The sequence below is a fragment of the Candidatus Manganitrophus noduliformans genome, from assembly GCF_012184425.1.
In the GTDB taxonomy this organism is placed as follows: domain Bacteria; phylum Nitrospirota; class Nitrospiria; order SBBL01; family Manganitrophaceae; genus Manganitrophus; species Manganitrophus noduliformans.
On the sequence record NZ_VTOW01000001.1, the window covers coordinates 1215169 to 1236568 of the forward strand.

The following is a 21400-nucleotide window of genomic DNA, read 5'->3' on the forward strand; positions in this document are numbered from 1 at the left end:
AAGGGAGGAAGCGATGGAGCCGTTGACGGAGTTACAGGGAGAATTGAATCACGTCGCCTGTCCGCAGTGCCAAAAATCGAGATTTGATCTCTCTCTTCGATGCGAGCTGGGTCCCGGAGAGTGCCTTTACACGGCGACCTGTCTTCACTGCGGTTACGCGTTCGAGGTCAGCACGGAGACAAGGGATCTTCGCAAGACGAACCCGGACCTTGAAAATCATCTTTCGAGCACGCGCTGCCCATATTGTGAAAAGGTGGGGGCGCACCTTCGGTTCCGATGTGATCTGGGCAAACGGGCCTGTCTCTACGTCGCCACTTGCAATCATTGTGGCGTGGTCTCTCATCAGTACCGTTGATCAATCCCAAAAGGGTACTCTTTTTATAGAGCGATTTGATCTCCTATGTTGAAAGGGGCAAAGGTGAATGAGAGAAAGAAACTGACCAAACGTGAAAAGGAAGTCCTTTGTCTCGTGGCGGAAGGGCATACAAACCGGCAGGTGGCTGAGCGGCTCGGAATTAAAATCAAAACAGTTGAAACCCATCGCGCGAACATCATGAATAAACTGGCCCTTCGTAATTTTGTTGAACTGGTGAAATACGCGATACGGAAAGGAATGATCAAGCTGGAGGAAGACACCTAAACCAAGATGAAAATCCGCGTTGCCCGGGGGCGACCAAAGCGGCCTTGACCGGCCTGAATCGCCGCCATTTCGGGGCAGACAGAGTCAGGAAACGGGCTCTGATACCAGATGAAGTTCTCTTGACGAATTTAAAGTCATTGATTTCCCCTCACGATTCATTTGCCTGCTTAGACACAAAAATCCGAAATGGATATAAAATAGAAGAGGTACAACCCTATTGTTGAAGGAGCCATGATGTCTTCGGAAAAACTCGTGTTATTGACGCGCCCTCATCCATTCATCGTGGCGCACATGAAAGAATTCATCAATCGAATCGGTTATATGCCGAAACCGATTCAGACTCTCAGCGAACTGAAGCGCTTCTCTCCTATCAATGTAAAAGGGGCGGTGATTTCAACGGCGGTGGATACAGAGATCGAGGAGTCCTACGAGCAGGTGTTTCAGGAAGTCAGAAGCGTGTTCCCGAAGCTGCCTATCCTCTTTGCGACCCTCGCGGATGCGGCGCAAATGGAGAAGGCGTTGAACAATCGCCTCTCCACGTCAGTACCGGGGATAAGAATTATTACAGTTCGTGAAATGAGTCCGTTGATAGCGGACTTGGGAACGCCGAATGTCATTCCTCTGCTTCATCTTGATGATATCAAAACGCTTGAGAGGGCAGCGAAGGTCGACCCATTGATCAAAGCGCATTTCAAATGAGACCGGCCGGAGCGATTCCGATTCGCTCGAGCCGCAGAGTCATCCGAACATTCCCTCCAACCATTTCTTAATTTCATCCCTGATCCGTCTGAAGTCGGATAGACTTTCCGCGCCGGTCGATGGGGCGGGATCGTCAAAGGACTGATGGAGGATGACCTTCCCTCCCGGAAAGGAGGGACAGACCCCTTTCGCGCGATCGCAAACCGTCACGACATAATCGAATTTCATCCCCTGAAATTCATCAAGGTTTTTGGATCGGTGTTGGGAGAGATTGATCCCGACCTCCGCCATGATCTGAATCGCGCGGGGATCGACGCGAGAGGGCGCGGTTCCCGCGCTGAACGCTTCATATCGGTCGCAGTAAAGAAAGTTCACCCACCCTTCCGCCATCTGAGAGCGGGCCGAGTTGTGTGTGCAGACGAACAATATCCGCTTCCGTTCTGACCGGGTCATAAAAAGGTCTCCAGTATGCCATAAAGCACCGCTCCCAGCAGCGCCGCCAAGGGAAGGGTGATTCCCCAGGAGAGAAGGATCTGACCGACCAATCTCCAATCGGTTCTGTTCCGGTGGAGAAGGCCGATGCCGAAGAGACTTCCGCAGGAGACATGGGTGGTCGAGACCGGCATTCCGACATGGGAGGCACCGGCGACGAGAAGTGCTGTGATCAGGTTGGCCGAGAACCCCTGAACCGGGTCCATCGGCGTGATTCGCTCCGAGAGGATCCGGGAGATGCGGCGCGCCCCCAGCATCCCTCCGACCGCCATCGCCAGGGCAATCCCTCCGATGGCCCATCCCTTCGTCGGCCCGAAGCCGATCCCCAGAAGGAGGGCGGCGATCTTCGGCGTGTCGTTCAATCCCCGCGAGAAGCTCATCAGCCCCGCCGACAGCCAGTGGATTCCGTTCAACGGAGTAAACCGATCCGCACCGGCGACCGATCGGCATTCCGCCGCCGTCCCGATCACGATCTCGGCCGGCGGCGCGGATTGTGACTGTGCAAGGGCCTGTTCCGAGACGATGACCGGCTCCCTGCGGACTAGGCAGATACAGCTTTCGGCGAAACGGCGAAGGGGCCGGAGAAAAGAGAAGAGCAACAGCGTCAGACCCAGGGAGAGAAGGGGGCTTACGAGGAGGGGGAGGACGATCCCCTTCCCGAGTGTCTCAATCCGAAGCGGCCCGATCCCGAACGCCGCAGCGCCCGTCCCGATGAGCGCGCCGGTCAGTGCGTGGGTGGTGGAGATCGGGGCGCCGATTCTGGAAGCAAACAGGACGGTTCCTCCCGAAGCGAGTCCGACCGTAAGGAGGAGATCGGGTCGGCCGATCTCCTCGGCGGGTAGAAGCCCATTTCCGTTAAAGAGAGCGATCAGTTTGGTGCCGATCTGCGCGGAGAGGAGCGCGCCGAAGAAGGTCCAGAAGGTTCCCCAGAGGATCGCAACGGTGTCGGAAGCCAATCCGCTCCCCCGCAGCGTCGCCACCCCTTTGGCGTTGTCGTTGGCACCGTTGGCGAAGGCGAGCAGCAGAACCGTGATCCAGAGTGCTGTCGTCATACGTCCCTCCTAGCAGCACTGTCCCGGAGGACAGCAGGTCTCTTCTTCAGCAGAGGCCGATATTGAAACGGTCTGATCGCCTCCTTTCCCCTCGATGACGGCGAACGATCCGGCATAAGGCGGCTGCTTGAGCTTGGCGGCGGTGTCGGTGCAGACCTCGACCGGCTGATTGCGCGGGAAGAGATGCCCCTCCTCGTCGATCACCGCCTGCATCGGCCCGAGATAGATCGCCTCCTGACCGACGTAGTTGCAACCGCGCTTCTTCTCGTACTTGAATCCGCGGATCACCACCGAGTAGAATCGGTATCCCTCCACCTCCTTCCAGAGGTTTTTCTTGATCACGGCCATCCCGTAGAATCCAGCCTCCTCCAGGCGGGAGAGATACTCCGCTTCGGTCAGCGCCCCGGAGACGCACTCTCCCCAAAGCCGGGGATTCGCCTTCATCCCCGGCGGCACCGGCCGCTCCGCGACGGTGTCGGAGACGACGATCCGGCCGAAATCTTTCAGGACCCGCCACATCTCGACGAAGACCTGCCTCTTGTCGGGGGAGAGGTTGATCACGCAGTTGGAGGTGATGACATCGGAGAACCGGTCGGGGAGGGGGATCTCTTCAAGGTAACCTTTTCGGAATTCGACGACGTCGTATCCGAGGTTCAGGGCGACCGTTTTGTTCGCCTCGCGGGCCTTCTCCAGCATCGCATCGGTCATATCGATCCCGACGACCTTTCCCTGCCGGCCGACCTTCTTGGCGGCGATGAAGCAGTCGATTCCGCCCCCCGATCCGAGATCGACCATCGTCTCCCCCGCAGCAATCCCGGCCAGGCCGACGGGGCTGCCGCAGCCGTAAGCGATCTCCAAGACCTCCTTCGGAATGTGGGAGGAATCTTCCTGCGGGTATCCTCCGGGACAGCAGAGGGCGGGTTGGGGTGTTTCCGCCGCGGCACCGTAGAAATCGCTGACCACCCGTCGCGAATGATCGAGATCAACCGATAAGACGCAGGCCGAGCGGGAGAGAGCGACTTCGAAACCGCCGATGGCCCGCGCGCCTTGATCCTGCGCTTCTTCCAACACCCCCTCCCCCATGGTGGCAAAGAGGATCGGGCGATCGTATCCGGAGGGGATCTTCTTCCGGCTTCGTTTTTCGGCATGGGAAAAGAGGGTCTGGATGATCCACTCCTCGTAGAATTCGGAGAAGGGATCTTCTCCCAGAAATCGGCCGCTGTAGAGGACACTGTGTTCAAGGTCCCCGCCGCCACAGAGATATTTGAGATAGCAATCTTTGCATCGCGCCTTCTTCTGAACGGTCGCGCTCCGAATCTGGCGGGCCACTTGTGATTCTCTCCAGATTGTCTCAAGCGGTTGATCGGAGAGGCTTCCCATCCGGAAGGGGGGGAGGCCGGCCAAGGCCGCGGAGGGATAGACTGCGCCGTCAGCATAAACGCAAAGCGATTCGTAAGCGGCATTGGAGAGATCGCGCTTCACCCCCGGCCGCCCCAGTAGCCTGCTCTTGAGCGCATCGAGATTGTCGAATCGAATTCCGGCCTGCTCGGTGGCCGCTTCGACGTTCTGGAAGGCCGTCAGCAGCTCGGCATTCGAGGGGGAGGCCAGCGAGTCCGATCCGATCGACCTTCCCCGATGGTGGCTGAGGAGCAGATGGATATTTTTGATCCCGAGCGAGGCGGCGAGCGGAACCATCTCCGTAAGGAGCGTAACGTTTGAGCGAGTCACCACGGTCGTCAGCGTCGGCGAAAAGCCGATCCCGATCACCTCCTTGATCCCGTGCAGCGCGGCGTCGAACGTCCCCTTCCCCCGGATCGGGTCGTTCACCTCCGCCGTCGGACCGTCGAGACTAACCTGGAGGGTGATTCGAGTCCGATCAAATTCAGACAGCCGTTTGAGTTTTTCTCCTCTGAGGAGCATCGCATTCGTCAGGATGATCAGCTCCGCTTCGCGGGTGATCCGCCCGATCAACTCGAAGAGGTCGGACCGTAGGAAAGGCTCGCCGCCGGTAATGTAAAATCGGCTCACCCCCAGGTCGCGCGCCTGATCGATCGTCCGGATCCAGAAGTCGGTTTCCGCTCCGGGGATCCCGCTCGGAGACGAGTTGACCAGGCAGTGGGCGCAGGAGAGATTGCAGGCATTGGTCACGTGGAGCCAGAGTTCGGAGAGACGGTCGAGTTCGAGGGCTTCGGGCCGGCCCGGATAGGGGGCGCGGACAAACGGGAGGGTGGAAAGAAAGCCGCTTCGGAGGGCATTCCCCAAAAAAGTATGGCAGTGAAGCCATCCCTTGGCCCAATCCACTTGAACGGTGCGGCAATAGTTGGAGACGATCTCGCCGAAGCTCCGTCTGCCGTCCAACTCGCCGATGATCCTTGCGCCGCGTTGATCGGTAATGATCCAGTGCGGCGCCTCCGGGTCGATCAGAAGGACCCGCTCGCCTCTTTCCACCTCGCGATAGATCGGTGCAAAAAGCCGGCTCGTTTCATGAAGAGATATCTCGTTCGACACTAACCTTCCTCCTTATGGTTTTTTGGATTGATTCCATCATCATAATTAGCAACCGACTGAAAACATGTAGTCTAGGCTACAATCTGGATCATTTGAACCGAAAGGGAAAGCATATCGTCTTTCAGTATAGCAGGCAGCCTTTGCCCATACGGATCTGACCTGGATCGCTCTGCCTCCATTATTATCTATTGTCCCGATCTCGGTCAGTCTCTGACTCCTTCCTTCATTTTTCGCTCCTCTACGGATCTCCGGCACCTGAACCAAATGGTGAGACAGTTCTCTATTCACCTTATTCATCAAATCTTCACACCCAGTTTATCCGTTCTTCACATCGGCTTGCTAAAGCTATATCACAGCTTGGAAGAAACCAGATGCTTCCATGTTGGGAGAGGGCGATGGAATCGACGATTCTTTTCGAGATCGGCCTCCAATTTATAAAGAGATCTTTATATTGACGACACTTACATCGAAAAAGGAGGTGGAAAATGACCTACAGGAAGAGAGCAATTTTCTTTGCCCTCGCGATCGCGCTGCTGGTTTCAATGACGGCACAGGCGCGGGGAGAGCGGATCGAGGTTCATCAAACTGGAGTGGATGTTGATCTTGTCCCCGGCGCTGATCGAGGAACGGTGACGTACCGTCTCCATCGAGGGACGCTCGCCGAAAGCGGCCGGGAGGTGCTTTTCGTCATCACGGATGCAAGCGATCAAGACTTTGCAGACCGTTTCGGCGCCATCCGTGCGGATGCATTGGAGAAGACGCCTGAAGCCGCCCTTGAAGGCGCGGTTTTTCATGATTCCGGCGGGGGAGACGGCGAGTGGATTTTCTTTAACGATCCCGGCAAGGTCGCCCGTTTCGACGCCGATGGAACCGTTTTCCCTCCGATGGGTAACCCGAACTATTCCCCTTTGAAGAAGATCCGCTGGGGGGGGAGGACCGTCATCGTCAACGCCCCGTTCATCAAATGGGGGGACGGGCCCGGGGAACAGCTTCTGATCGACCGCGGCGGATGCGATCCCCTGATTCGAAGCAATCCCCCTTCGCCGTTTTATTTGGGCGGCGGACCGTCGAATGCGCACTTTCCCTGTGAGAACGAAAAGCCGCTTGACAGGTATTCAGGGGGACAGGTGATCGATCTAGATCTTTTCCGGATGACTGTATCAATGAAACTGCATCAAGGGACCTTTCGGTCTGATAAAGTTCCTTATTATACCGTCTTCGATGCTTCCGGGGTTCCGCCCGCCGGGTTCATGGGCGTCATTCATGCGCCGAAACTGGGAAACATCGGCCGATACGGGGAGAATGATGCGGTCGGAAGGATTGAACAGTTCGCAAACGGGGTTCCGCTTCCTTCAGGGGGTCCGGATCGCTTCCAGCCCGGGATCGCATCCTATCCGGGAGGGCGATCCAAAACCTATACGCCGATGTGGCATATCACCTTCCTGTTGTGGGATTGCAACGGCAACGGCGTCTTTTTCAGGCCCGACCGGAACGTGGGGGAAGGGGCGGTGCCGGTCGCTGGATCCGGTATCGCCGGTTTTGATCCGGCCGACCCGGCGACATTCGATCCGTTCGGCATGGACGACAAGGGGGTCCTCTGTCCTGACTTCGCCTCCCTGATGACATCGCGTCACACGGGCGCATCGGATGGAACCGTCTACTACGGTGATGAAGAGAAACTGATTGAAAAAGGCGTGCTGCTTAGAACCGAGGCGCCGCCCGGCTTGAGGCTCGACAGCCCACTGCTGCCTCCGCTCATTGTGAACTGCCCCGTTCCGGTAACGGTGAGACGGTAGCAATCAACCTGCGGGCCGGAGAGATCAATCCTCCGGCCCGCAGGCATGCGAGCTATTATTGATAAGAAGACGGTGGGACGGGAAGGGTGAACCAGATCTCTGTCTGTCCCGGCCGGCTCTCCGCGCCGACCGCGCCTCCGTGGGCTTCGACGATCTGTTTGACAATCGCCAATCCGATCCCGGCTCCTCCCGTTTGGCGGGAGCGCGATTTTTCACCACGATAGAAGCGTTCGAAGATGTAGGGAAGATCTTCCGGGGTGATCCCCGGTCCGCTGTTGGTCAGGACACATTTAACGGAGCTCGGCTCTCCGAACAGATCGATACGGGCCTCTCCCCTCTCGGGCGTGTAACGCAGGAGGTTCTCGATCAGATTTTGAACCACTTGGGCGATCAATGCCGAATCGGCATGGACAGGATGAGGGAACAAGTTGATCTTCAGGGCTATCTTTTTCTCGTCAAAGCGCGGCCGCTCTCTAAGAAGAATGGAGAAAATCAGTTCTTGAAGATTGAATTCTTCATCGTCCAGAACCCGCGTGCCGGCGTCGATTTGAGAAAGCCGGTAGAGGGAGTCGACCAGACGAACCAGCCGGAGAGTCTCTTCATGAAGAGAATTGATCATTTCTGGAGAAGGGATAATGAGGCGATCCTGCAGTGCTTCGATCTGGCCACGGAGGTTATTTAGGGGGGTCCGGAGTTCATGGGCTACGTTTGCAACCAGGTTTCTTCGCATCGATTCGATGCTGGCCAGGCTATCTGCCATCTGATTGAAGGCATGCCCCAGTTCAGCGATCTCATCCTGAGTGACGACATGGACCCGCTCGGAGTAGTCTCCCTTCGCCAATTTCCGGGCAAGGATGTTCATTTGGGTGAGGGGGGCCATCATCTTCCTGGTGATAAAAACCTTAAGGATGGTCACCATTCCGATGCCGAGTCCGATGGTAATCAGGAGAGATCGATAAATAGCCCGCAGAAACGTGGCATGGAGGGCTTCAGGTTCGATGCCGTATGTATCCATCAGACGCATGAAGTAGTAGGCCCCGAAATAACCGATCACCTGCCATGCCAGAAGAATGACCATCCCTCCACCCAGCAGGTGAATCGCAATGAGCTTTCCAAGGAGGCCGATTCTAGGCAGACGCATCCTATTCCTCGGCGAATTTATACCCGACGCCGCGAACGGTTTTGATATAGTTGGGCCGGGCCGGGTCTCTTTCGATCTTTTCGCGAAGATTTCGAATGTGGACATCGATGGTCCGATCCAAAACGGCCGCTTCCCCCATCGGATAGATCTTCTCCAAAAGGGTTTCACGGGAGTAGACATGTCCTGGTTGAGTGATGAGGGTCAACAATAGCTTAAATTCGAAGTGCGTCAATTGGATCGGAACGCCGTTCAGTGTGACGCTATGTTTCTTGGTGTCGATCTCCAGTCCTTTGAAGGAAAGCGGCCCGCTCGCGGCCGCATTGATCGGCTGCGCGCGGCGGAGGATCGCTTTGACGCGGGCAATCACTTCACGGGGGCTGAACGGTTTTGTGACGTAATCATCGGCACCGGTCGAGAGGCCGACCAGCCGGTCTGCTTCTTCCACTTTGGCGGTGACCATCATAATCGGAACGTCCGACTTCTCGCGAACTCTTCGGCAAACTTCGATTCCATCGAGGCGTGGAACCATCACATCGAGCAGGATAAACGTAAGGGGATGGCGCATCCAGATGGAAAGGGCCTCCTCGCCGTCATACGCCTCCCTGGTATCAAACCCTTCTCTCTGAAGATAGAGGCTTAAAAGCGCCGCCGTCTTTCGGTCGTCCTCTACAATCAAGACAGGGTGTGTCATTTTCAACTCTCCGTTCCGGTGAACCAACGCTCTGAAGGCATGGTATGGCAGGTTCGTTCACCTCGGTAACGAACATCATTTATCATGTTCTCTTCCCATTCCTCATTTGGCCTTGATTCGAACCGGTGGTTTCCTTGTGCCGGTTATCCGGTAATAGGGTTGAACAACTTACCGTAGCAGAACCTTGCATGCCGTTTTGTAGCCTGTAATACATATTCAGTGCGTTCTGCGGTCGGGACAAATTTCTAATGATGGCCTTGGCCACTTTTCTTTCTGCACAAGAGAGAGAGAACGTCAGAAGATTGATTTATCCGGATCACTTCGCTATGATACTTCACATGATCAAAAACAAGATCTGGTATCTACAAAGGATTAATCTCTTTAACGCCATCCCTCCGGAGGAGATGGAAGATCTGGATCGAATCACCCGAATGGCGGCTGTGAAAAAGAAAGAAACGATTTACCTTCCGGGGGACCCCAGTCGCCAGGTCTATCTGCTGAAATCGGGAAGGGTGAAGATTGCCCGCCTCTCTGAAGAGGGGAGGGAACTTACCTTTGCTCTTTTGGAGCCGGGTGAAATCTTCGGAGAGCTGGAGGCTCTTGACGACCTGCCCCGAGATACCCTGGCCGAAGCGTTGGACGATAGCGAGCTCTGCATTATGCAACGGGATACTTTCCTTGCTCTGATTCGCAGTAAGCCCGAACTTTCATTTCGTCTTACCAAACTGATCGGTTTTCGAATGAGGCAGATCGAGAGTCGTGTGGAGGATCTTGTTTTTAGAGATGTTCCATATCGGCTGGCTCATCTTCTGCTCCGGTTGTCCAAAGAGTATGGAAAAGAGACGCCGCAAGGAATCCTCCTCAAGATTAAAATCACCCATCAAGAGATCGCCAATCTGATCGGATCGATTCGGGAGACGGTCAGCACCATCTTGGGAGATTTCAAGAAAGAAGGACTCATTACCTTTGACGGTCGAAAGATTATTCTTCTCAGACCGGATCTCTTAAAAAAACGCGTCGGCTTTTGAGGCCCTACCTCGCCTACTTCAAAAAGAGGCTCAGGTTGCTGGCATTGCTCCGTTCCGGTCGATTCTCAATCATCATCCCTGAAGAACATCCCAGAAAGTCTTGATTTCATCATCAGGCCGTGTTAAAAAGTGGTTTCGCTTGTTGTCTTGCGCACGATTTGAAGCTGATATCCAACAGGAGGAATTGTCATGACCAAAGGAGAACTGATCGAGTCCATTCAGAAGTCGAGCAACGGTTTGAGCAAGAAAGCCGCGGAGGAAGTTGTCGGAGCGGTATTTTCTACCCTCAGCAAGGCCCTCAAAAAAGAGGGGCGCGTTGCCTACCCCGGGTTCGGGGTCTTCACCGTGAAGAAGAGAAAGGCCCGGAAGGGGAGAAATCCGAAAACTGGAGAAGCCATTACGATAAAACCCTCCAAGACCGTGGGATTCAAGCCGGCTCCCTCGCTGAAGAAAAGTCTTTAATCTTTTTTACGGGTCCAATTCCCCGAAGCTTGCTTCGCGAGGTCTGATATGAAATATTGGCTCCGTGAGCGAGTTGATATGAAAGAGCCATAATGTTTCTGTATTACTGTACCATTTTGTTTGTCCCGCTAAATACAGGCGTGTCGTGTTTTCTGAGAGAGTGGATAATGAGTTGAGGGACGTTTGCATTGAGATTTCGAAGAGATTCCAAATCAAGTTCATAGAAATTGGAATGGATAATGATCATGTTCATTTCTTGGTTCAGTCGATTCCAATGTATAGTCCGAAGAAAATAATTCAGACGATCAAGAGTATAACCTCGCGCGAGATATTTCGACGGGTTCCTGAGGTGAAGAGGCAATTGTGGGGAGGGGAGTTTTGGTCGAAAGGATATTACGTAAACACCGTTGGCCAACACGGGAATGAAGAGTCGATTCGGAATTATGTTAGAGCGCAAGGTCGGGAGAAGGAATATAAAAAATTGCATCGCGAGCAACTATCCTTGTTTTGAACTTAAATACCTCGAAGCTTACTTCGAGGATGCTTTATTTCGCCCGCGGTTCCGGAAAGGGGAGCCCCTTGATCCATCTTCTCCCTCTCGGTGAGGTATCCGGAGCAACACTCCGGGCCCTTGCTTCATCCCTGCAGCGGGTCTTCGACTTTGCTGTCATCCTGCATGATCCAGTTGATCTTCCCCCCTCCAGCTACGATCCGGAACGGCGCCAGTGTTCCTCCACCCAGATCTTAAAAAGCCTGGCCCGGTTTAGGAGTTCCTTGACCCAGGTGGAGCGGGCCTTGGGGGTGATGGCTGTCGATCTCTATGCTGCTGACCAAAACTTTGTCTTCGGAGAGGCCGATCCGAGGGAGGGGGTGGCGGTCATCTCCATCGCCCGTCTGAAACCGGAGTTCTATGGCCTCCCACCTGATGAGGCGCTCCTTCATCAGCGAATTCTGAAGGAGGCGGTCCATGAACTGGGGCACACCTACGGCTTGGGACACTGTCCCGATCCGGCCTGCGTCATGCACTTCTCCGATGATCTTAAAGAGACTGATCACAACGGCGAGTCCTTCTGCCCAGGGTGTGCTTCCCGCCGAATATCACCCCAATCGGCAATGTGAGGAAAACGGATTATCCGAATAAATGGTTCCTCAGTGATCTTTTCTTTTTTCGGCCTCTTCGCCATTCGCTTTCCCCTTCCATAATGCTGCAACCATCCTCTCCGCCGGGTCGGTTTTCGGCTCCGCCGCCTCGGTCAGTCTCCTCCCGTGATTCTCCATTGCCAGCCGGACGTGGTCCTCAGACAACCTTGCGTAAATTTGTGTCGTTGAAACGTTCGAGTGATTCAGAACGCGCCCGATCAACGGCAGGGATGCACCCGATCCGGCAAGCCAAGAACCGACCGACCGCCGAAGATCATGCAGCCGAACATCCTCCAGGTTCGACGCCTTCCGGATCCGATTCCAGGTCTTTCGGATGCCGATGATCCGCGTTCCGGCCCGCCGACCACAAAAGACGAAGGGATTGTCTTTCTGTTTGGGGAGGGATCGAAGAATCCGGATTGCCGGATCGGAGAGGGGAACGTAATGAATCCGGCCCGCCTTGGTCTTCTCCAGCCTCAGCTCGCATCTGTCGAAGTCGATGTCGCCCCAGGTTGCGGAAAGCAGCTCCGTCTTTCTGCATCCGGTCAGTAGATACAGCGACAGCGCCGCCTTGACGTATGGGTTCGATTCTTTGTTGATCGCGGCCGCTAATCGGGGGAGCTCCTGGGGGGTGACCCACCGATCCCGCTTCGCCTCTTTAAATTTGTCGATACCCGCCGCCGGATTCGGCGCGCCTTCCGGAAGAAATCCCCATCGGGACGCAAGGCCGAACATCCTACTGATCAGCGCCAGTGCGCGGTTCGCCTCATAGGGTCCCCCTTCGCGCCCGATCTTGGTATGCAGCGCCGCTACGTCGGCCCGCCGGATCGCCGTGACCTTTAGGGACCTCCAAGCCGGGAGAATGCGCTTGTCGATCCGCCGCTCATCCTGCCGCCAGGTCCGCTTCCTCTCTTTGGCGTGTCGCTCCATGTAGGCGGCGCACAGATCCCCGACCGTCTCCCCCTTGACGGCCCGCCGCTTTTTCTCCAGGGGATCGGCCCCCTGGATCACGCCCGCTAGATGTACCTTCGCTAGATCCCGCGCCTGATTCAGCGTGAGAACGCCGTAATCTCCGATCTGCATCAGCCGCTTTCGGCCTTCGACCCGGTAGGAGAGGATGAAAGCCTTTCTCCCGCTCGGATAGATCCGAAGGCCGAATCCTAAAATGGCGTCGTCCCATCGAACATCCCATTCATCCTTCTTGGTCCCCTCATAACGGAATTGGTCAATCAGTCGCTTTGTCAACCTCATGGGTTTCCTCCTTGGTCACCGCTCTTATCTCGGAGTGGCGTCCGGTCAGTGGCCTTTTACGGTGACCATACGGTGACCATAAAGCATAGTAAATTATGTATGGATGGTAGTCAATTATGAAATATCTATTTAGGAATTACAATATGTTATAGGTGGTACTGGTAGGATGTAGGGATGGGGGTCCGTGATTCGTAATCAGCAGGTCGTCAGTTCAATCCTGACCGCCGGCTCCAGCAAACCAAAGGCGCTGTCCCCGGGCAATATCCCTTCCGTCTCTTCCTCCGAATTTCCTCCGAATTTTGGCTGCGGCCGGTGCGGACCCTGTTTTTCTCGTAAGGGCTTACGCCTTAATGTTGGCTTGTATTAGGCGTGTCAATGTAGTACTATTTCTACATTCTTCATCCGGAGATTTAAAAGGGAAGACGCATGCCGAAGCAGATCCTGATTGTAGACGACAACGAAGATTCCTGCCAGGTCTTCACCCGCCTTTTGACGAAGGAGGGCTATGCGGTGACGCTTGCGAAAGATGGCGCGGAGGGATTACAGCGGGTCGCGCAGTCCCGGCCGGACCTGATCCTGCTCGATGTGATGTTGCCCGGAATCAACGGCTTCGAAGTCTGCCGCACGATCAAAAGCGATCCCTCCTTGCGCTCCATTCCGATTCTGATCATCAGCGCCGGTATCGATCCCGCCATACAGGAGCAAGGCCTGAACGTCGGCGCGGAGGCGCTTTTGACCAAGCCGATCAGACCCCCCGATCTGATCGCGAAGATCAAAGGATATTTCAATAACCAACATTCCTCTCCCTCCACCCCGTAATTTCTCTTCACGCCAGCGATATGCGATCCGGGACCGGCCCCTTGACACCTAAAAATGAATTGTATAATTTACACGGTTGCAACGCATTGTAGGGAGTTTTAAGAGATATGATTGAGGTGGTGCATTTAGGAAAACGCTACGGGGAAATCGTGGCGATCGATGATGTGAACTTTTCGGTGGCCAAAGGGGAGATCCTCGCTTTTTTGGGGCCGAACGGGGCGGGGAAGACGACGACGATGCGGATTCTCACCTGCTTCATGCCGGCCACCAGCGGCACCGCGAAAGTGGCGGGGTTCGACATCTTCGAATCGCCGATGGAGGTGAAACGCCGGATCGGCTATCTTCCCGACAATCCGCCGCTCTATCCCGAGATGACCGTCTCGGAATACCTTCAGTTCGTTGCCAAAATCAAAGGGGTTGCGAATCAACGGGTCAAAGCGGCCCTTGCCTCCGCTTTGGAAAAGTGCAATCTCGGCGACGTGGCCCGCCGCCTGATCGGCAATCTCTCCCGCGGGTATCGGCAGCGGGTCGGATTGGCGCAGGCGATGATTCACAATCCCGACGTTCTGATTCTCGATGAGCCGACGGTGGGGCTTGATCCCAAGCAGATCATCGAGATCCGGGAGTTGATCAAGGGGCTCGGCGGAGAGCACACGATCGTGTTGTCGACCCACATTTTGCCCGAAGCGACCGCCGTTTCTCAGAAGGTCGTTATCATCAACCGCGGCCGGATCGTCGCGGTCGACTCGCAAGAGCGGCTCTCGGCGCAGGTCCGGAAATCGGAGAAGATCTCGGTCCGGGTGCGTCGGGGAGAGGCGTTCGATCCGGAAAAGATCGTCTCGATCGAGGGGGTGCAACAGCTCCTCCCGCAACCGGCGCAACCGTCGATGAATGGGGAGGGGGTTTTCATCGTCGAATCGGAGCTCGGCCGCGATATCCGTGAAGAGTTGTCGAAGCGGGTGGTCGAGTGCGGGTGGGGTCTTCTTGAGATGAAACCGCTGGCGGTCAGCCTGGAAGAGGTCTTCCTCCAGCTCACTACGGAGGAGAAGGGGGTGGAGGAAGCGGCCGCCGCGCCGGTTGCCCCGGGAGAGGTGCCCGCATGAAAAATATTCTGACCCTGGCCGGAAAGGAATTAAAGCTCTATTTCATCTCCCCGATCGCTTATGTCTTGGCGATGGTCTTTTTGATGGTGTCGAATTACCTCTTCCATAGTCAGGTCTTTTTTTATTCGAGGCTGTCGTCGCAGGCGATGCAGATTCAGGGGAACGTTCCTCAGCTCAATCTGCATGAAATTCTCTTTCGGCCGACTTTTTTGAATATGGCGATCATTCTCCTTCTGATCATGCCGCTCTTGACGATGCGTCTCTTCGCCGAGGAGAAAAAAGGGAGGACGACGGAGCTCCTGATGACCTCTCCGTTGACGATCACCGAGATTGTCCTCGGGAAGTTTTTGGCCGCCTGGGTGATCTATGCGCTTCTTTTGGGGCTCACCCTCCACCTGCCGTTGATGTTGTCCCATTTTGCGACGGTCGCCTGGAAGCCGCTGGCCGCCAGCTACCTGGGGCTGTTATTGCTGGGAGGAGTTTTTCTCTCGATGGGGCTCTTCGCCTCCTCGCTGACGGAAAACCAGATCGTCGCCGCGGTGATCTCCTTCGGGATCTTGATCGGCTTCTGGCTGATCGGGCTGACCGCGCAGACGATGTCGGATTCTCCCGCCGGGGAGCTGTTCAGCTATCTCTCCCTGCTCGAACACCTCGACAACTTCGTAAGGGGGTTGATCAACACGCGCGACCTGACCTATTTTATTTCACTGACGATCTTGGGGCTTTTTCTAACCCACCGCGTGGTTGAGTCGCAGCGATGGAAATGATGAGATGATCTGTTTTGAGGTTTTAACATGAAACGAACGCTAAGCATTGTTTCCGGAATTTTAGGGGCCGTTTGCGCTTTCGCCGGTCTTTTTCATTTCTTGATCTGGGGGACCCCGGTCTGGGCGGTCACCGTGCTGGAGAGCGCGGCGGTGATCTTCCTCTCCTTTTTTCTCTTCACCCATTTTGAATTGGTGAAAGATTTCTCCACCCGGCGGTCGACGAAGTTCGGGGTGAACAGCTTTCTAATGGCGGGGATCTTCGTCGCCATCATCGCGATCCTCAACTTCATCCTCGCCCGGCATGAGGTCCGCTTCGATCTCTCCGGAACCGGCGCCTTCTCGATCTCCCCGCAGACGGTGAGCGTCCTTCAAAATCTCAAAAACGAGGTGAAGGTGATCGGTTTCTTCGGGGAGCAGAGCAACGCCAAGCGGCTGGCGAAAGATATTCTCGACAACTACCGGTATGAAACCGACAAGGTCCGATATGAAGTGATCGATCCCGACAAAAAGCCGACCCTGGCGAAGCAGTACGGGATCACCGAATACGATACGGTCGTCATCGAATCGGGGGGGCAGAAGGCGACCCTTCGAACGATCTCGGAGGAGGAGATCACCGGGGCCCTCATCCGGATCAGCCGGGAGTCGAAGAAGACCTTCTACTTCGTCGAAGGGCACGGCGAGCACTCCCTCGACGATCCGGAGCGCAACGGCTTCTCTTTCCTGAAAGACTCCTTGGAGAAGCAGGGATTTTCCGTCAAGAAGCTGCTGCTTCTTTCGGAGAAAAAAGTCCCGGACGATGCGGCGGTGGTGATCATCGGCGGACCGCAGCGCCCCTACACGGAGGAAGAAGGGGCGGCGCTCGATGCGTATCTTTCGCGGGGGGGACGGCTCTTCGTCCTGGTGGACCCGTTGGTGAAGACCGATCTGGAGCCGGTCCTGGCGAAATGGGGGGTTCTGCTTGCGAACGATATCATCCTCGATCCCGCCTCCAGCCTCGGCGGGGTGGTCCCCATCGTCAACCCCGGCACCTATCCGCCGCACCAGATCACCGACCGGTTCAACCTGGGAACCTTCTACCCGGTGACAAGGTCGGTAAACTTTGATCCCGCCAGGGAAGGAACACTCCTCTTCGAGCCGATTCTAAAATCGGGACAGGGGACCTGGCTCACAACCCAAGTGGAGGGAGATCTGGCGATCGATCCGAGCCGCGACAAGCTCGGCCCGATCACCTTCGGCGGGGTGGTCCGCTACAAGGAGGAGCCTCCCCCGATGGAAACCGGGGACGGGGGAAAAGCGGTCGATGCATCGAAGAAAATGCGGTTGGTCGTCATCGGCGATGCCGATTTCGCCACCAACGGCGCCGTCCGGTCGGCCGGCAACGGCGACCTCTTCCAGAACGTCGTCAGCTGGCTGGCGGAAGAGGAAGACCTCATCTCGATCCGCCCGCAGGAGGCGAAGACGAGCACCCTGCTGTTGAGCAATGCGCAGCACCGGTTTAACTTCTACAGCTCGGTGATTATTTTGCCGCTCGCCATCTTGATGGTCGGTCTTACCGTGTGGCGAAGGAGGCGTCGGCTGTGAGGTTTAAGGCAACGATTTTCCTCTCACTCGTCCTGATCGCTTTGGGCGGGTATCTCTACTTCATCGAAATCCCCGGAGAAAAGAAAAAACAAGAAGCGGAAATCGAAGAAAAGCGCCTTTTCGGTTTTTCTCAAACCGCCGTCACCAACCTGAGCATCCAAACACAGAACGGCGCGTCGATCGACTTTCTGCACGAGCCGGCCGATCCCGACAACCCCTGGCGGATCACCCATCCGGTCGAGGCGATCGCCAACGAGGCCGCCTCCTCCGCGCTTATCTCCCAAGTGGAACGGCTCCAAGCGAGCCGGATGATCGAGGAGAAGGCGGAAGATCTGAAGGAGTTCGGCCTCGATCCGCCGATCTACACTGTCATCGTCACCCTCAACCGCGCGGATACCGAAATCCTGGAAGTCGGGAGCGAAAATCTCACCGGAAACCAGGTCTATGTCCGAAAGGGGATGGGAACGCCGGTCTATCTCGCCCCGGTCTCGATCAAGCAGACGCTGAACAAAGAGCTGAAAGAGTGGCGGCGGCAGGAACTCTTCCGGTTTGCCTTCACCGACGTCAAGCGGGTTCAAATCGAGTCGCCCCGCGAACAGATCGAGATCATCCGGGAGGGAGACGGTTGGCGGATCAGATGGCCTCGTGAACGGAGCGGCCACCAAAAACCGAACGAGGCGAAAGGCGACCCCAACGAAATCTCGAATTTGCTCGGCAGCCTCTCGAGTCTTCGGGGGGAGGAGTTTATCGATGAGCGGAAGGCGGATTGGATCAAGGGACTCGGCGATCCGATCTTGAACCTGAGTCTCCTTATCGGAGATCTGGAGCATCCGGCCTTCTTTTACCAGGCGCCCTTCGAGCCGGAGACGGTTTATGCGGTGACTACCCCGACGGCCCCCATTTACAAGCTCTCCAGGGGGGCTTTCAACATCCTGGAGGAGCCGGCTTCTTCGTATCGGGACAGGCGGGTCGTCGATCTGGGCGATCCCGCTTCGGTGGAGCAGATCTCAATCAAAAAAGGAAAAGAGACGGTCCTCCTTGAGAGGAAAGAGGGGGAGTGGTCGATCAAAAAAGGAGAGGCCCCGATGAAGGTCGAAGCCTCACTGGTGAACGGTCTGCTCTTCGAGTTGAATGAGCTGCGCGTCGATCAATTCCCGGAGCCGGCGCCTGCGCCGGCGAAGGCCGGTCTTTCGAATCCGGATTGGTCCGTTCAGCTTAAAGGAAAAGAGGGGAAGCCGCTCGGCGCGGTCTCGTTCGGCCGAATCGAAGGAGATCTGGCCTACGTCCAAAGCAGCAACCAACCGGGCCCCGTTCTGTTGAAGAAAGAAGAGACCGATCGGGCACAAAAGGCGAGGGATGAGATCAAACCTTCCGAAGCCCCTGTCCCGCCTCCGGCCCAACCCGCATCCCCGGCCGGTTCGGCCGAACCGAAGAAGGGGTAGCTCCTACCGCTTCAGCTTCTCAAAGAACTGCTTCCGGGCCTTGGCGACCTTGGGGGCGATCACCACCCGGCAATATCCCTGGCCGGGGTTGTTTTTATAATAGTCCTGATGGTCGTCCTCCGCCCGATAGAATTTTTCAAAGGGGGTCACCTCCGTCACGATCGGCGCGTCCCAGATCCCTTTCGCCGTTAATTCTTCGATCACCTGTTCGGCGATTTCCTTCTGCTCCGGCGTGTGATAGTAGACGGCCGAGCGGTATTGGGTTCCCTCGTCGGCCCCCTGGCGGTTCAACGTCGTCGGATCGTGGATCGTAAAGAAGACCTCCAGCAGCTCGCGAAAAGTGATGACCTTCGGATCGAACGTCACCTGCGACACCTCGGCATGGCCGGTCATTCCGCTGCAGACCTGGCGGTAGGTCGGGTTGTCGACCGTCCCCCCCGCGTAGCCGGAGACGGCGCTTTCCACCCCCTTTAAATCGGCGAAGACCGCATCCAAACACCAGAAGCAACCGCCGCCGAGGGTGGCGACCTCTTTTGTTTTATTTTCACTACTCATCAATGGACCTCTCTCTGCAAGCCACACGGCAATGATCGATTCAATCACCGTCTGATCATAACATATTCGAACAAATACAACAGCAAGCAGAGCAATTCGGAATTTGAAAACGAGGATTGTTCTTGATTCCTCATTCCACATTCCTAATTCGTCATTGGTTCCAGCCCATTCTCAGCCGCTTTGAGAGAGATCCACCCTGATATCACCCGTCTTGAAGCGCTCTTTACGAAATCTGTATAATGAAACACAGGGTTTCACAACCTTAACATGGCCGCATAATCGATGCCCCCGCGAAAATTGAGCGACGTCCGTCCCCTCATCCAGCGCCTGCTTCTTCGGGCAACTCAGCATATAAAGATAAGGATCGCATCCCGTGACATTTTCTAAGATGGTTGTGACTGCTTGCCTTCTCCTTCTGGTCGCCTATACCTGGCCGATTTTTTCACAGGGGGCGGGGAATTCGTCTCCGACCCTTGTGATCTACGGCTTCAGCATTCTGGAAGAGGTGATCTCCTCCGGAATTCTTCCGGCTTTTCAGAAGCGCTGGCGGGAGCAGACCGGAGAAGAGGTCCTTTTTTACACCTCCTTTGCCGGATCGGGGACGGTGACCAATCAGATCCGGTTCGGCGCGCCGGCCGATGTCGCCCTCTTTTCTCATACGCTCGATGCATATCGGCTCAAGGAGGCGGGAGTGATTCAGCACGATTGGACCGCCCTTCCTTACAATGGAATCGTCAATCGCACCCCCATCATCTACATCGTCCGGCCGGGGAATCCTAAGGGCCTCTCCAGTTTTCAGGCGCTCCGACAGCCGGGGATCGGGATTGTTCATCCCGATCCGCAGACCTCCGGCGGGGCCCTTTGGGCGCTCCTGGCGGAATACGGGGCTTTTGCCTTCCCGGAGGGGGGCGGGTCGGCGGCGGCACATGCGGGGATGGTCGATCTTTGGAAAAATGTGATCATCCTCGGATCGTCGGCCCGCGCCGCCCGCACCCAGTTTGAGATGGGGTTCGGCGACGTCCTGATCACTTACGAGCAGGAGGCGGTGAAGGACCTCGCCCGCGGAAAATTCAATCATGAGATGGTCGTTCCGGAGTGGACGATCTACACCGAGCATCCCGCCATCGCGATCGATCGGAACATCTCTCCCGAGGAGCGGCCGCTGGTGGAGACTTTTCTCGACTTTCTCCGGACGGAGGAGGCGCAGCGGATTTTTGTCGAGTATGGCTTCCGGTCGATCACCGATCCCGGTCTGGATGCCGAGAACCGCTATTTTTCGAAGATCCCCCATCCCTTTACCGTGGACGATCTGGGGGGCTGGCCGCGGGCCTATTCCGAAATTGTGGAGGGGCTCTGGAGAGAACGTATTTTGGAGGAGGTGCGCCCATGATCAATCCGCTGCAGGCGGCGCGTGTTCGGCTCCCGTGGAGGGGGCTTCTGATCACGATGGTCTTCCTGGTGTTGTTCCCCTTGCTGATCATGCCGATCGGGGCGATCTTCGTTTTCGCCACCCGCGACGGGCTCTCCCGGTTCATCACCGCGCTGACGGGGGAGGGGGCGCAGTTTGCCCTTCGATTAAGCCTCTTCGTCGCGCTGATTACCAGTCTCTTGAACTCGGTATTGGGGACCCTCACCGCCTATATTTTCGCGAACTATCGCTTTCCGGCGAAGCGGCCGCTTGGGATCTTGATCAACCTTCCGGTCGCGATTCCGACCGTCGTCGTCGGGACCTCTTTGCTGCTGCTCTGGGGACCGATCGGTCTGGTCGGCCGTTATCTCGACCCGCTCGGCTTCCGGCCGATGTTCGCGATCACCGGCATTCTTCTGGCGCATGTTTTCGTCACCTTCCCGTATATGCTCGGAGCGGTAAAGCCGGTGCTGGATGAGTTGGAGGTCACCTATGAAGAGGCGGCCTACACGATGGGAGCGGGGCGATTGAAGACCTTCTGGTACGTCATTCTCCCTTCGCTTCGCGGGGCGCTCTTTACCGGAACGTTGCTGACCTTTGCCCACTCTCTCGGGGAATTCGGGGCGACGGTGATGGTGTCGGGGAATTTGCGTCTGCGGACCCAGACGGCGCCGCTCTATATTTTTTCCCAATTCGAAGCGGGAAACATCGAAGCGGCCAATGCCGTTGCCGCGGTCCTCGCGATACTTTCGTTTGCCATCTTCTTTATCTTGCTTCGCGTGACCGAGAGAGAAGAACCGGCCTGATCAGAGAGAAGAAAGTCTC

The 21400-nt window shown here is 56.2% G+C and carries 21 protein-coding genes and 1 pseudogene; 15 read left to right on the top strand and 7 right to left on the bottom strand.

Going from position 1 to position 21400, the window contains the following annotated elements; all coding sequences use genetic code 11:
- The first annotated feature begins 13 nt into the window (after positions 1-13).
- From MNODULE_RS06080 to MNODULE_RS06090, 3 genes are all read left to right on the top strand, one after another.
- Positions 14-355: a hypothetical protein gene (locus MNODULE_RS06080; protein ID WP_168058553.1), complete on the top strand. Its 342-nt coding sequence runs from the start codon at positions 14-16 to the stop codon at positions 353-355.
- 63 nt (positions 356-418) lie between these two features.
- On the top strand, positions 419-640 hold the full coding sequence (locus MNODULE_RS06085) for a response regulator transcription factor (protein ID WP_320412355.1): 222 nt from the start codon (positions 419-421) through the stop codon (positions 638-640).
- Between the two features lie 231 nt (positions 641-871).
- Positions 872-1339 (top strand): hypothetical protein, encoded by a 468-nt coding sequence (locus tag MNODULE_RS06090; RefSeq protein ID WP_168058555.1) that lies wholly within the window; start codon positions 872-874, stop codon positions 1337-1339.
- A 39-nt stretch (positions 1340-1378) separates the two neighbouring features.
- Here the strand turns inward: MNODULE_RS06090 and MNODULE_RS06095 are convergent, their stop codons facing one another.
- From MNODULE_RS06095 to MNODULE_RS06105, 3 genes are read right to left on the bottom strand one after another with little or no spacing between them, the layout of a single operon-like run.
- Positions 1379-1792 (bottom strand): arsenate reductase ArsC, encoded by a 414-nt coding sequence (locus tag MNODULE_RS06095; protein ID WP_168058556.1) that lies wholly within the window; start codon positions 1790-1792, stop codon positions 1379-1381.
- Positions 1789-2883: an inorganic phosphate transporter gene (locus MNODULE_RS06100; protein ID WP_168058557.1), complete on the bottom strand. Its 1095-nt coding sequence runs from the start codon at positions 2881-2883 to the stop codon at positions 1789-1791. Before MNODULE_RS06100 ends, MNODULE_RS06095 begins: the two co-directional genes overlap by 4 nt.
- Before the next feature lie 9 nt (positions 2884-2892).
- Entirely contained in the window at positions 2893-5391 is a 2499-nt protein-coding gene (locus MNODULE_RS06105) for a methyltransferase domain-containing protein (protein WP_168058558.1), read from the bottom strand.
- A 485-nt stretch (positions 5392-5876) separates the two neighbouring features.
- Between MNODULE_RS06105 and MNODULE_RS06110 the strand changes: the two genes are divergently transcribed.
- Positions 5877-7187, top strand: a complete 1311-nt coding sequence (locus MNODULE_RS06110) for a DUF7482 domain-containing protein (RefSeq protein WP_168058559.1) — start codon at positions 5877-5879, stop codon at positions 7185-7187.
- Between the two features lie 55 nt (positions 7188-7242).
- On the opposite strand, the gene MNODULE_RS06115 is transcribed toward MNODULE_RS06110, so the two are convergent.
- Entirely contained in the window at positions 7243-8328 is a 1086-nt protein-coding gene (locus MNODULE_RS06115) for a sensor histidine kinase (protein ID WP_168058560.1), read from the bottom strand.
- Position 8329: 1 nt separating this feature from the next.
- Complete coding sequence (locus MNODULE_RS06120; RefSeq protein ID WP_168058561.1) at positions 8330-9019, bottom strand: response regulator transcription factor; 690 nt, start codon at positions 9017-9019, stop codon at positions 8330-8332.
- A gap of 338 nt (positions 9020-9357) precedes the next feature.
- On the opposite strand from MNODULE_RS06120, the gene MNODULE_RS06125 reads away from it, so the two are divergent.
- From MNODULE_RS06125 to MNODULE_RS06140, 4 genes and pseudogenes are all read left to right on the top strand, one after another.
- Entirely contained in the window at positions 9358-10047 is a 690-nt protein-coding gene (locus MNODULE_RS06125) for a Crp/Fnr family transcriptional regulator (protein WP_168058562.1), read from the top strand.
- Between the two features lie 189 nt (positions 10048-10236).
- Positions 10237-10509 carry an HU family DNA-binding protein gene (locus tag MNODULE_RS06130; RefSeq protein ID WP_168058563.1) on the top strand — a complete coding sequence of 91 codons (273 nt, stop codon included), beginning with the start codon at positions 10237-10239 and terminating at the stop codon, positions 10507-10509.
- An 82-nt stretch (positions 10510-10591) separates the two neighbouring features.
- Positions 10592-11020 (top strand): annotated as a pseudogene (tnpA, locus tag MNODULE_RS06135) (IS200/IS605 family transposase); the annotation flags it as partial.
- 68 nt (positions 11021-11088) lie between these two features.
- On the top strand, positions 11089-11628 hold the full coding sequence (locus MNODULE_RS06140; RefSeq protein ID WP_202882125.1) for an archaemetzincin family Zn-dependent metalloprotease: 540 nt from the start codon (positions 11089-11091) through the stop codon (positions 11626-11628).
- Between the two features lie 30 nt (positions 11629-11658).
- On the opposite strand, the gene MNODULE_RS06145 is transcribed toward MNODULE_RS06140, so the two are convergent.
- On the bottom strand, positions 11659-12900 hold the full coding sequence (locus MNODULE_RS06145) for a tyrosine-type recombinase/integrase (protein ID WP_168058565.1): 1242 nt from the start codon (positions 12898-12900) through the stop codon (positions 11659-11661).
- Positions 12901-13326: 426 nt separating this feature from the next.
- On the opposite strand from MNODULE_RS06145, the gene MNODULE_RS06150 reads away from it, so the two are divergent.
- The 5 genes from MNODULE_RS06150 (at position 13327) to MNODULE_RS06170 (ending at position 18612) form a co-directional block, all read left to right on the top strand.
- On the top strand, positions 13327-13719 hold the full coding sequence (locus MNODULE_RS06150; RefSeq protein WP_168058566.1) for a response regulator: 393 nt from the start codon (positions 13327-13329) through the stop codon (positions 13717-13719).
- Positions 13720-13826: 107 nt separating this feature from the next.
- Positions 13827-14822, top strand: a complete 996-nt coding sequence (locus MNODULE_RS06155) for an ABC transporter ATP-binding protein (protein WP_168058567.1) — start codon at positions 13827-13829, stop codon at positions 14820-14822.
- The gene (locus tag MNODULE_RS06160) at positions 14819-15589 is read left to right on the top strand and encodes an ABC transporter permease (RefSeq protein WP_168058568.1); all 771 of its coding nucleotides are present in this window, start codon (positions 14819-14821) and stop codon (positions 15587-15589) included. The genes MNODULE_RS06155 and MNODULE_RS06160 overlap by 4 nt, the downstream gene beginning before the upstream one ends.
- A 27-nt stretch (positions 15590-15616) precedes the next feature.
- A complete protein-coding gene (locus MNODULE_RS06165; RefSeq protein WP_168058569.1) occupies positions 15617-17170 on the top strand; it encodes a GldG family protein in 1554 nt (517 codons plus the stop codon).
- A complete protein-coding gene (locus MNODULE_RS06170) occupies positions 17167-18612 on the top strand; it encodes a DUF4340 domain-containing protein (RefSeq protein ID WP_168058570.1) in 1446 nt (481 codons plus the stop codon). The genes MNODULE_RS06165 and MNODULE_RS06170 overlap by 4 nt, the downstream gene beginning before the upstream one ends.
- A 3-nt stretch (positions 18613-18615) precedes the next feature.
- Here MNODULE_RS06170 and msrA read toward each other — a convergent pair whose 3' ends face one another.
- Positions 18616-19167: a peptide-methionine (S)-S-oxide reductase MsrA gene (gene msrA / locus MNODULE_RS06175; RefSeq protein WP_168058571.1), complete on the bottom strand. Its 552-nt coding sequence runs from the start codon at positions 19165-19167 to the stop codon at positions 18616-18618.
- A gap of 373 nt (positions 19168-19540) precedes the next feature.
- Here msrA and MNODULE_RS06180 point away from each other — a divergent pair, with 373 nt between their 5' ends.
- Both MNODULE_RS06180 and MNODULE_RS06185 read left to right on the top strand, forming a co-directional pair.
- Positions 19541-20557, top strand: coding sequence for a substrate-binding domain-containing protein (locus MNODULE_RS06180; RefSeq protein WP_168058572.1), 1017 nt, complete (start codon positions 19541-19543; stop codon positions 20555-20557).
- On the top strand, positions 20554-21381 hold the full coding sequence (locus MNODULE_RS06185; protein WP_168058573.1) for an ABC transporter permease: 828 nt from the start codon (positions 20554-20556) through the stop codon (positions 21379-21381). Before MNODULE_RS06180 ends, MNODULE_RS06185 begins: the two co-directional genes overlap by 4 nt.
- The last annotated feature ends 19 nt before the right edge of the window (positions 21382-21400 follow it).